General features: G+C 50.2%; 8 protein-coding genes. 4 read left to right on the forward strand and 4 right to left on the reverse strand.

Features of this window, described 5'->3' with window-relative positions; translation table 11 throughout:
• Positions 1-245: 245 nt before the first annotated feature.
• Positions 246-2,864 (reverse strand): aminopeptidase N, encoded by a 2,619-nt coding sequence (pepN, locus tag ACLQ7H_RS22290; RefSeq protein ID WP_411754544.1) that lies wholly within the window; start codon positions 2,862-2,864, stop codon positions 246-248.
• Between the two features lie 242 nt (positions 2,865-3,106).
• Between pepN and pncB the strand changes: the two genes are divergently transcribed.
• The 4 genes from pncB to ACLQ7H_RS22310 all read left to right on the forward strand — a co-directional run bounded on the left by pncB (position 3,107) and on the right by ACLQ7H_RS22310 (position 8,816).
• Positions 3,107-4,312: a nicotinate phosphoribosyltransferase gene (gene pncB / locus ACLQ7H_RS22295; RefSeq protein WP_411754545.1), complete on the forward strand. Its 1,206-nt coding sequence runs from the start codon at positions 3,107-3,109 to the stop codon at positions 4,310-4,312.
• A gap of 238 nt (positions 4,313-4,550) precedes the next feature.
• Entirely contained in the window at positions 4,551-5,951 is a 1,401-nt protein-coding gene (gene asnS / locus ACLQ7H_RS22300; RefSeq protein WP_114196147.1) for an asparagine--tRNA ligase, read from the forward strand.
• Positions 5,952-6,251: 300 nt separating this feature from the next.
• Positions 6,252-7,352, forward strand: coding sequence for a porin OmpF (gene ompF / locus ACLQ7H_RS22305; protein WP_411754546.1), 1,101 nt, complete (start codon positions 6,252-6,254; stop codon positions 7,350-7,352).
• Positions 7,353-7,625: 273 nt separating this feature from the next.
• On the forward strand, positions 7,626-8,816 hold the full coding sequence (locus ACLQ7H_RS22310; RefSeq protein WP_411754547.1) for an amino acid aminotransferase: 1,191 nt from the start codon (positions 7,626-7,628) through the stop codon (positions 8,814-8,816).
• Positions 8,817-9,058: 242 nt separating this feature from the next.
• Here ACLQ7H_RS22310 and ACLQ7H_RS22315 read toward each other — a convergent pair whose 3' ends face one another.
• The 3 genes from ACLQ7H_RS22315 to ldtD form a co-directional block, all read right to left on the reverse strand.
• Entirely contained in the window at positions 9,059-9,709 is a 651-nt protein-coding gene (locus ACLQ7H_RS22315) for an MBL fold metallo-hydrolase (RefSeq protein ID WP_411754548.1), read from the reverse strand.
• A 69-nt stretch (positions 9,710-9,778) separates the two neighbouring features.
• A complete protein-coding gene (locus tag ACLQ7H_RS22320) occupies positions 9,779-10,327 on the reverse strand; it encodes a DUF882 domain-containing protein (RefSeq protein WP_411754549.1) in 549 nt (182 codons plus the stop codon).
• A 180-nt stretch (positions 10,328-10,507) separates the two neighbouring features.
• Complete coding sequence (gene ldtD, locus ACLQ7H_RS22325) at positions 10,508-12,352, reverse strand: L,D-transpeptidase (protein ID WP_411754550.1); 1,845 nt, start codon at positions 12,350-12,352, stop codon at positions 10,508-10,510.
• Positions 12,353-12,408: the final 56 nt, after the last annotated feature.

The raw sequence follows: 12,408 nt of genomic DNA on the forward strand, positions 1-12,408 counted from the left end.
CGGCGGCGAAAGGCGTCCGGCTACAGGGACCTGTAGCCTAAAGCCGACCCGTCCGCCGGAATGACAACCGAGGGCACCCGCAACGCGGGCAATTCATGCTGCGGAAAGCGCGGGTGCAGGGGACACGCTTTTGTCCCCTGCTTGATTGCCGATCTTCACACTGGAAGAACGAAACAAAACCCAAAGCAATCAACCAACAAAGCCTTCTTTTGAAAGTCAGAAATATCAAAATTGCAATAAAAAACTCACCCCGCATCAAGCGCCTTACTGATCTTCTCATAAAGGTCGCCAGACAAATTCTCCAATCCCTTCAATTGCTCCAACGCCCCCCGCATCATCACCTGCCGAGGTGCATCATAGCGTTTCAAACGGATCAGTGGCTCGATCAGTCGCGCTGCCACTTGCGGGTTACGCGTATTCAGATCCCTAAGAATCTCAGCCAGAAACTGATAACCCTTACCGTCAACCGCGTGGAAGGCTGCCGGATTGCCAGAGGCAAATCCACCAATCAGTGAACGCAATCTGTTGGGATTACTCAGCGTGAACGAACGGTGGTTCAACAGCGATTTGACCTTATCCAACACATCCGCCGCCGGACTGGTAGCTTGCAGAACAAACCATTTGTCCATCACCAATCCATCCTGATGCCAGCGCTCGTCAAACTCGGTCATCAACGTATCCCGGCAAGGCAATTGCGCAGAGACCGCAGCACTCAGGGCACCCAAAGAGTCGGTCATGTTATCGGCGTGATAATACTGGTCACTCACCAACTTATCAGCCAGTTTGGTATCCCCAAATGCCAGATAGTGCAGGCATACATTGCGCAGCGTACGTTTGGCGATATCAGCATGTACTACACGGTATTCAGCAATCTTGTTGTCGTTGTAAACAGCAAGCCACTCGTCTGCCATTTCAGTTGCCAGACAACGGGTAATCGCTTCATGCACCGCGGAAATAGCCAATGGATCGATGGTGTCGAAAAGCTCAGCAATCTCATTTTCCGACGGCAACGTCAGAATCTGGGCTGCAAGTGCAGGATCGAGATTCTCATCCAGCAATACGGCGCGGAAAGCATCGGCAACGTGCAGTGGTAGAGACAGCGCCTGTCCCTGCTGCTGACGCGCGACGTTGAGTTTGATGTATGTGGCCAGCAGACTCTGCGCCGCATCCCAACGTGAAAATTCGTTGGTGGCGTGTTTCATCAGGAATGTCAGTTGCTGGTCACTGTAGGGATAATCCAGTTTTACCGGGGCAGAAAACTCACGTAATAAAGAAGGGATCGGCATGTGATCCACACCATCGAAAACAAAAGTCTGCTCAGCGGCCATGACATTCAGCACATGGTGGACCGGCTTGCCGTCCCGCTGCAATGTGATGGCATTCCCTGCTTCATCATACAACTCAATATCCAGAGGGATATGCAGCGGCAACTTTTCAGCTTGATCGGCGGTAGGCGGGGTTTTCTGGCTAACATGTAAACGGTATTGCTTATGCTCCGCATCATATTCATCACGCACGGTCAACACCGGTGTCCCCGCCTGGCTATACCAGCGGCGGAATAAGGAAAGATCGACATTTGATGCGTCTTCCATTGCCTGAACGAAATCATCACAGGTGGCGGCACTGCCGTCATGACGTTCAAAATAGAGCTGAATACCCGCCTGGAATTTCTCTTCTCCAAGCAGCGTATGCATCATACGAATCACTTCTGACCCTTTTTCATACACTGTCAGCGTATAAAAGTTATTCATTTCAATGACTTTATCCGGGCGGATCGCATGCGCCATCGGACTGGCATCTTCAGCAAACTGAGCGCCACGCATGACGCGTACATTATCAATACGATTTACCGGGCGCGAACCCAAATCAGAACTGAACTCCTGATCGCGGAATACCGTCAGCCCCTCTTTCAAGCTCAATTGGAACCAGTCGCGGCAGGTCACGCGGTTGCCGGTCCAGTTATGAAAATATTCGTGACCAATCACCGCTTCTATATTCAGATAGTCTTTATCCGTAGCGGTTTCCGCTTTGGCCAGCACATATTTGGAGTTGAAAATGTTCAGCCCTTTGTTTTCCATCGCCCCCATATTGAAGAAATCGACGGCCACGATCATATAAATGTCGAGATCGTACTCCAGGCCAAAACGGGTTTCATCCCACTTCATGGACTGCTTGAGTGAAGCCATCGCCCAATCGGCACGATCAAGATTACCGCGGTCAACATAGAGTTCGAGCGCGACATCACGACCCGAACGGGTGGTAAAGGTGTCACGCAAAACATCAAAATCCCCGGCGACCAAAGCAAACAGATAAGAGGGTTTCGGGAACGGATCCTGCCATTTTACCCAGTGGCGCCCATCACCCAAATCGCCCTGATCGATACGGTTGCCGTTGGACAACAAGAAAGGATAACGCGCTTTATCCGCAACAATCCGGGTGGTGAAACGTGCCAAAACGTCTGGACGATCGAGATAATAGGTAATGTGGCGGAAACCTTCGGCTTCACATTGGGTGCACAATGCCTCGCCGGAGAGATACAGCCCTTCAAGGGCACTGTTTTTAGCCGGGTGGATCTCATTTACTATGGTTAACGTGAATGTATCAGGCAGTTGATTGATAATCAGCGTATTTTCCAGTTGCTGAAAACTAGGCCAGGGTTGCCCATTAACATTAACGCTCACCAACGTCAGGTCTTCGCCATTCAATACCAGCGGCGCGCCAATGGCTCCCAGGCGTTTAATCTCACTGGTCGCCGTGACTTTGGTCGTTTCCGCATCCAGTTCAAAATTCAAATCCAGATCGGTAATGGTGTAGTCCGGAGCACGATAATCGTGACGGAATTTTGCTTGCGGTTGATGTGTCATAAAAAACCCTTTCAACGTTCAGTAAGTTATGTTCAACGAGTCTATTCTGGTTACGGGCAGGTTGCAAAATGGTAACGTTAAAAAACATAACTTAACGCCGAGGGCACGTTTAATCCTCGACCTGTGCCGTGCTTTTATGGTGTGATGAGACTTCAATAACAGGATAATCAAGGTATACTCCTTCAACTTTGACGATTATCCCGAATGTGGAATTGCTCCTAACGAGGACGCTGTAACGCGCCATGACCCAATACGCTTCCCCGCTCTTGACCTCAATACTCGATACCGATGCTTATAAGCTGCATATGCAGCAAGCGGTCTATCACAGATACCATAACATTACTGTTGCGGCGGAATTCAGATGCCGTGGTGATGAATTACTGGGTGAATATGCTGAGGAAATCCGCGCGCAAGTCAAGATGATGAGCGCAATGGCGCTGACAGAGGCCGAATACCACTACCTCAGCAGCCTGCCCTTTTTCCAGGAAGACTATCTGCACTGGCTGAAGGATTTTCGCTTCAAGCCGCAGCAGGTCGAAGTGATCAACCAGGACGGTAAGCTCACGATCCGCATTGCAGGTCCCTGGCGTGAAGTGATCATGTGGGAAGTGCCTTTGCTGGCGGTGATCAGCGAAGTGGTGCATCGACATCGTTCGTCACAAGTTACTGTCGAAATGGCAGTAGACCAGTTACACAAGAAGCTGGCGCGTTTCAAAAAGATGGCGTCAGATATTGATATCTCGCATTTCAAACTGATGGATTTTGGCACACGCCGCCGTTTTTCAGGCAAGGTCCAGCACGCTATCGTCAGCACCTTGAAAGCCGAGTTTCCTTATTTGGTCGGGACGAGCAACTACGATCTGGCTCGTCAACTGAATCTTTCACCTGTCGGCACCCAAGCCCATGAATGGTTCCAGGCGCATCAGCAAATCAGTCCCGTGCTGGCCAACAGTCAGCGGGCTGCATTGCAGGCCTGGCTGGATGAGTATCCAGCACAACTCGGTATCGCCCTGACAGATTGCATCGCTATGGACGCCTTTCTGCGGGATTTCGGCGCTCAGTTTGCCAACCGCTATGACGGGTTGCGACATGATTCTGGGGATCCGGTTGAATGGGGAGAAAAAGCGATTGCCCACTATCAGAAGCTGGGTATCGATCCAATGACCAAAACACTGGTGTTCTCCGATAATCTGGATCTGGACAAGGCGCTGGATCTGTACCGCCATTTCTACACGCGGGTAAAATTGGTTTTCGGGATTGGTACTCGTCTGACCTGCGACATTCCCGGGGTGAAACCACTGAACATCGTGATTAAATTGGTGGAATGCAACGGAAAACCCGTAGCCAAATTGTCAGATAGCCCAGGTAAAACCATCTGTCATGACCAAGCGTTTGTTAAAGCGCTACGCAAAGCCTTCGATTTGCCTCTGGTGAAAAAAGCCAGTTGATCGCCAATTCACAGGCCGTGCGCAGATAACTGCCGCGGTCTGTGCGCGCAACCACCACTTTTCCTTCCTGATTGCGATTAATTCCCGTCTTACGCCTCTATTCCACGTAAACGCAACAAATGTTGCCCCAGAGCCGCTATTTCTGCTTGTGTCCTGCACCACGGTAAGTAACATAGCAAAATCCCCGGAATTGGGGTGTCCGTTATCCTGAATAAACATTTATTAAAGAGAGAAATCTATGAGCGTTGTGCCTGTAGTCGACGTACTGCAAGGCCGTGCTGCGGTTGACAGCGAAGTCACCGTCCGCGGTTGGGTGCGTACCCGGAGAGATTCTAAAGCTGGTATCTCCTTCCTCGCCGTTTATGACGGCTCCTGCTTTAATCCCTTACAGGCCGTCGTTAATAATTCTCTGCCCAATTATCAGGATGAGGTTCTGCACCTGACCACGGGTTGTTCGGTTGAAGTAACCGGCACGGTTGTTGCGTCCCCTGGTGAAGGCCAGAGTTTTGAACTTCAGGCGACCACGGTGAAAGTCGTGGGTTGGGTCGACGATCCCGATACCTATCCGATGGCGGCTAAACGCCACAGTATCGAATACCTGCGTGAAGTCGCCCACCTGCGCCCACGTACCAATATGATTGGTGCTGTGGCGCGCGTTCGCCATACCCTGGCGCAGGCGCTGCACCGCTTTTTCCATGAAAACGGTTATTTCTGGGTTTCCACCCCGCTGATTACTGCGTCCGATACTGAAGGTGCTGGCGAGATGTTCCGCGTTTCCACGCTGGATCTGGAAAACCTGCCGCGCACCGATGAAGGTAAAGTCGATTTTAGCGAAGACTTCTTCGGTAAAGAGGCCTTCCTGACCGTTTCGGGTCAGTTGAACGGCGAAACCTACGCCTGTGCGTTGTCAAAAGTTTACACTTTCGGTCCCACTTTTCGTGCTGAAAACTCCAATACCAGCCGCCATCTGGCTGAGTTTTGGATGATTGAGCCAGAAGTCGCGTTCGCAACGCTTGATGATGCGGCCGCGCTGGCCGAGAAAATGTTGAAATATGTATTCCAGGCCGTGCTTGATGAACGTGCTGACGACATGGCGTTCTTTAATGAACGGGTAGATAAAGATGCCATGGATCGTCTGAAAAGATTCGTTTCCTCCGATTTCGCCCAGGTTGACTATACCGACGCCGTTGAGATTCTGATTAAGAGCGGTCAGAAGTTTGAGAATGATGTCTCATGGGGTATCGATCTATCCTCTGAACACGAGCGTTATTTGGCTGAGAAACACTTTAAAGCACCCGTCGTAGTTAAGAACTATCCGAAGGACATCAAAGCCTTCTACATGCGTATGAATGCTGACGGAAAAACCGTCGCGGCCATGGACGTATTGGCACCAGGAATCGGCGAGATCATCGGCGGTTCGCAGCGTGAGGAGCGTCTGGATATTTTGGATGCGCGTTTGGAAGAGATGGGTCTGAATAAAGAAGATTACTGGTGGTATCGCGATTTGCGTCGCTACGGTACCGTACCGCATTCCGGCTTTGGACTCGGTTTTGAACGTTTAATCGCCTATGTCACTGGCGTGCAAAATGTCAGGGACGTGATCCCGTTCCCAAGAACACCACGAAACGCCACGTTCTAAAGCTATATTTCTTCAGTATAAATACAATTTTGTTACAAAACAGAGGCCAGCAATGCTGGCCTTTTACATTTTTAAACTTAGACCTTTGTCACAAAGTTCCCTATTTTTTACATTTTGTAATACATAGTTTCTTTCTGAAACAGGATTAGGGGATTCGTAGCATTTTCGGTGTGGATTAACAGGTCAGTGAATGGAACACTGCGTTCAGACACAGGAGACACCAAACTCTCAACAATAGTTCCCTAAATTATTGTCGGCAGTGGCAAGGTGTCCAAATAACACCAATGAGGGTAATTAATAATGATGAAGCGCAACATTCTTGCAGTGGTTATCCCGGCTCTGCTGGCTGCTGGTGCAGCAAACGCAGCAGAAATCTATAACAAAGACGGCAACAAACTGGATCTGTACGGTAAAGTTGACGGTCTGCACTACTTCTCCGACAACGATGGCAGCAACGGCGACAAGTCATACGTCCGTTTTGGCTTCAAAGGTGAAACGCAAATCACTGACCAACTGACCGGTTACGGCCAGTGGGAATACAACATTCAAGCGAACCACACTGAAAATGGTGAAGACGCACAAACCGGTAACAAAACCCGTTTGGGCTTCGCTGGTCTGAAATTTGCTGATTACGGTTCATTCGATTATGGCCGCAACTACGGTGTTGTTTACGACCCCCTGAGCTGGACCGACATGCTGCCAGAATTCGGTGGCGACTCTGCCTACACCGATGGCTACCTGACTGGTCGTACCACTGGCGTTGCTACTTATCGCAACAACAACTTCTTCGGCCTGGTTGATGGCTGGGATTTCGCAGTACAGTACCAGGGTAAAAATGACCGTGGCGACCTGGAGCGTGCTAACGGTGACGGCTATGGTATTTCAACTTCTTACACCTCACCAATCGGTGTTGGCATTTCTGGTGCCTACGGCGCGTCTGACCGTGTTGATGGCCAGGCTAACTCAGCTATCGGTAGCGGTGATAAAGTTGAAACGTGGGCAACTGCTCTGAAATATGATGCAAACAACGTGTACTTGGCTGCAATGTATGCTGAATACCGTAACCTGTCTGCAATCGACGTTCTGGCTTCATCTGTAGCCCCTGGCGCTGCAAGCGGTCCCGGTTTTGCTAACAAAACCCAGGTGATTGAATTGGTTGCACAGTACCAGTTCGACTTCGGTCTGCGCCCATCTCTGGCATACGTCCAGTCTAAAGGCAAAAACATCGAAGGCGTAGGTGATGCTGATCTGGTTAAATACATTGATGTCGGCGCGACTTACTACTTCAACAAGAACATGTCTGTTTATGCTGATTACCTGATCAATCAGATTAACGACGACAACCCACTGGATGTTAACAGCGATGATATCGTTGCTGTTGGTCTGGTGTACCAGTTCTAATTCCGCTGTTTATCTGAACGTTTAGTTTAGATGGTAGTGGTTCAGTTTGAATGATAGTTAAGGCAGGGCTTCGGCTCTGCCTTTTGCATTTTTTAGTGGTTAAAAAACATAAAAACGATCCTTTTTCTCTCCCCTTCTTGTTAAGTTTTCCTCATTGCGAGCCTGCTTGCATAACAATCTTTTCTTTCTTATCGCAAACGGTTGGCAAAGCCGTTAACTGGCGGTAACCTGATACCTCTGACCGATAAACACCAAGCCACGGAAGCTTCTGACATGTTTGAGAAAATCACTGCCGCACCTGCCGATCCTATTCTGGGGTTGACTGACATTTTCCGCGCTGACGAACGCCCTACCAAAATTAATCTGGGTATTGGCGTCTATAAAGATGAAACGGGTAAAACCCCGGTTCTGACCAGCGTTAAAAAAGCAGAGCAGTATCTGCTGGAAAACGAAAGCACCAAAAATTATCTGAGCATTGAAGGCCTGCCCGCTTTCGCCAGTTGCACTCAGGAATTGCTGTTTGGCAAGGACAGCGCCATCATCAGTGACAAGCGTGCAAAAACCGCACAAACCCCTGGCGGTACCGGTGGTTTACGTGTTGCAGCCGATTTCATTGCCAATCAGACCAATGCCAAACGTATCTGGATCAGCAATCCAACCTGGCCTAACCACAAGAACGTCTTCTCTTCAGTCGGTCTGGACGTGGCTGAATATGCTTACTACGATGCTGCCAATCATGCGCTGGACTTTGATGGCATGGTCAAGAGCCTGCAAGCCGCGCAAGCCGGTGATGTGGTTCTGTTCCACGGTTGCTGTCATAACCCGACAGGGATTGACCCAACGCCAGAGCAATGGGCTGCGTTAGCCGAAATCTCTGCGAAGAAAGGTTGGCTGCCACTGTTTGACTTCGCGTATCAAGGTTTCGCCAAGGGTCTGGAAGAAGATGCCCAAGGCTTGCGCATTTTTGCTGCCAGCCATAATGAATTGCTGGTTGCCAGTTCCTACTCCAAAAACTTTGGTCTGTACAACGAGCGCGTGGGTGCCTGTACGTTGGTTGCGGCTGATGCTGAAACCGCAGAGCGCGCATTCAGCCAGGTTAAAGCGGGTATCCGCGCCAACTACTCCAACCCGCCGTCACACGGTGCCGCGATTGTTGCCACTATTCTGGGTAATGAAGCACTGCGTGCCATTTGGGAGCAGGAACTGACTGATATGCGTCAGCGTATTCACCGCATGCGTCAATTGTTTGTTAATACGCTGCGAGAAAAAGGCGCAGAGCAGGACTTCAGCTTCATCATTGAGCAGAACGGTATGTTCTCGTTCAGTGGCCTGACCAAAGAACAGGTACTGCGTTTGCGTAATGAGTTTGCGGTGTATGCTGTGAACTCAGGTCGAGTCAACGTAGCTGGCATGACCCCAGACAATATGGCTCCACTGTGTGAAGCCATTGTCGCTGTGCTGTAATCACAGCGCCTGAGCAGTAAAAAAGCCAGCGGGAAGAATTATCTCCGCTGGCTTTTTTACTTGAGCGAGGTTTAAGACCGCAGTCAACGCATCTCCAGCTTGAAGTATGGCGGGTAGACACCCTAAATAATTCGAGTTGCGGGAAGGCGACAAGGCCGAGAATCCCCAGGAGCATAGATAACTATGTGACTGGGGTTCGAGGACGCAGTCAACGCACCTGCAGCGTGAAGTATGACGGGTGTTTACCAGATAGGCAGTTCATCTTGCAGGAAAGGATTACTCCTGCGCTCCTGACCGAATGTCGACATGGGAGGACCATGGCCGGGAATAAACGCCATATCATCACCCAGAGGCAACAATTTAGTCCGGATCGCATTAATCAACGCCTGATGGTCGCCAAGAGGGAAGTCACTGCGACCCACTCCACCGTTGAATAAAACATCACCGGATATTGCCAGGCGCTGCGTCTGATTAATGAAGACGATATGACCCGGCGTATGACCGGGACAGTGCAGAACGGACAGCGTCTCGTCACCCACCCTGACCTCATCACCCTCCTCCAACCACTGAGTCGGTGACAGCGGTGCACACTCTTCCAGACCAAACATCCGGCTCTGCTCTGGCAGCGCATCCAGCCAGAAAAGATCTTCTTTCTGTGGTCCAACTATTGGCACCTGATAGTGGGCGGCGATCTCTGCAGCCGCGCCGACGTGATCCAGATGACCGTGAGTCAGAAGGACCTGCTTAACTTCTACACCCTGGTTGGCAACCTGTTGGATAATTCTGTCTGCATCACCGCCGGGGTCAACAATGGCGGCCTGCTTGGTTTTTTCACACCAAATCAATGAACAGTTTTGGCTGAAGGCGGTGACTGGAATAATGAGATATTTCATAAAGCTCCACGACGGGCAATGACGGGCAATAATGACTATTGCCCGTATGCTAACCCAACATGCTGATAACTACCAGGATCTAACCGGGCCGGTATCAATATGCACGAAGTTACTGCGTGGATAAAATCCTACACCACCCGCCCGCATTTTTAATGCCGCTTTGCGAATATTACTGAGTTGCAGGCCTTCGATATGAAAATCCATGGCGCGCCCTTGGGTGTGATAGCTGTGCTTCGCAACACCCCGTCCGTGCTTTCGCAAATCGTCATTGGTTACCAGCGAACGGTAACCTGAAACTAATTGAACTGGCTTATTGTTCCCCATCAACACTTGCAACCGATAGAGTTGGTCGAAGAGACGAGGATCAATGGTTTTCATTTTGTTGGCTCGGTAGTCACGAAACAAATGATTCAACCGGGCTAACTCATCCTTGTTATACGTTTTTCCGTCAAAGAACTCAGCCTTGATGGATTCGCCGGTATTCAGGTTATTCAACTTTAAAATACGCGGACGAGGAGTTGAGAGAGTTGCGAACGCCTGCCCTGGAAGCAGTGCGATCCCCATAGCGGCAGTACCTAATGCCAACCATTTACGGCGATGATTATCTATTTGATCCATGAACTGTCTGATACCCGGCAAAAGAGTCAAAAAATAAGCACATTACTGTGCTTCCCGAACCTTAACCGTCATCGCAAAGCGAGTCAACCCGCGTTGCAGAAAGGCCGATGAGAGCCACAGGATAAGACTCTCATCGTAGTACCCAATTATCAGACCGTTACTTATTGAGATTTACTGCATTTATTGCAGTAAAAGTTCAGCTTGTGGAAGGATTTGTGCACCAGATCTCACTGTATTGTCATAATTGTAAATATCTGTGCGGAATTGCGGTTTCCCGTCATCCGATACCCAGGCAGTCAGATAGTAAAGCTGAACCGGGATACGGTGGCGGATTGGAACAAACGTCGTGTTGCCCGCTTTTAATGTCGAATTGACACGGGCATTATTCCATCCCGCGTCCATCAACAGCATGTTAGCCAGATCCGAGGCACGGTTGACGCGTACACAACCGGAACTTAGCGCGCGGATATCCTTCTGGAACAGATTATGATTCGGCGTATCGTGCAAATAGATCGCATCCGAACTTGGCATGTTGAACTTGAAGCGCCCCAGCGAGTTCGAGGCACCCGGTGCCTGGCGGATGTGATACGGGAAGTTACGCGTAGACACCATACTCCAGTCAATCATTGAAGGATCGACCACTTGCGCATCACCACCCCCCGAAATAAGCATATAACCATGGCGCTGTAAATAGCTCGAATCCCCCATCACTTTAGGCAGGATATCTTCACGCACCAGTTTGGTGGGGACATTCCATGGCGGGTTAACGACCACGTTGTTTAGTGCGCTGCTCATCAGCGGCGTTTTACGGCTTGGACGACCGACGATAACCCGTGAAGAGAGAACTTCCACGCCATTGAGATGGTAAACCAGCGAGTAATTGGGAATATTCACCATAATGCCGGTTTCGACATTACCAGGCAAAATACGCAAGCGCTGAATGTTCAGCGCCAGCAGGGTGGCACGGGTTTGTGGCGTCACGTTCAACCAGTCACGCGTACGCTTGCCAATGATTCCGTCATCCTCCAAACCCTGCCATTTTTGAAAGCGTTTCACCCCTTCCACCAGATCGTCCGTGTAGCGATTGTCGACTACCGCAACGGCAGGAACAGGGGAAGCACCTGCACTGGTATTCGGTGGTGCCACAACATCCTGAATAGGCGCTGCGGCAGGACTCACCACCGTCGGTGATGTATTATTCTGCGCGACACTTTCATCAACAGAAAGATCGTCATCGACCGCCGGAACATTTTTATCTGGCGTCTGGACCGGTACGGTTTCATCCACACTCTTGGCAATAGGCTGAGGTGTCATCATTCCACTGCGTGCCAGAATCTCTCGCAAAGCCGGAATATCATCACTCAGTTGGCCCGGACGCAAGCTCGGACTATTGACCATTTGTGGCCATGGGTGGTTATCCGTCAGCATAGCTTTCAAGGCCTTATGCATTTTTGCATACTGCGGATGGTGGGGTTCCAGGGTACGGACATAGCTGTCCAGCGTTCCATTGCGCAATGCCATCTGCCATTGATTAATCACCGTGCTGGCGGGCACCGACATTTTGTAAGGTACAGAAGTATAGAGCCAGTTACTGCCATTGGCACCAACGCCGGATGTGAACTGCAAGTAGCCCAGCATCGCGTCGGACAGCACAATATCACGCGCCATACCGGTTACCGCCGGATCGCTCAACCACCGTACCCACTGGGTAAACTGTGGTTGTATTCCGGAAATAGCCAGTTCAGCCAATTGTTGCTCGAACTGTTGGACGGCCCCACTGTCTTGCCACATCGGTTGCATCTGATTAGAGGCATACAGCGAGGACAAGGTAGAAAGGAAAAAAGGTTTAATACTTTTTGGTAATGCCGACAATAACTCGTTGCTACCCTGCTGAGCGGATATCGCATGCGATACCCCAGGAAGCGTTGGCATAGCTGACCACGCCTGAAAAACAGGCGAAAGGCTATACGCAAGTGCACAGCCCACAACTATCCGTCTAAGAGAACGTTCGCTCTTAAGCATCATCCCTTGCCCCCTGATAATGTCAAAAAATAACGGGCAACCCGTTATTCAGCACTGAT

The organism is Serratia sp. (in: enterobacteria) (genome assembly GCF_046715635.1).
Taxonomy (GTDB): domain Bacteria; phylum Pseudomonadota; class Gammaproteobacteria; order Enterobacterales; family Enterobacteriaceae; genus Chania.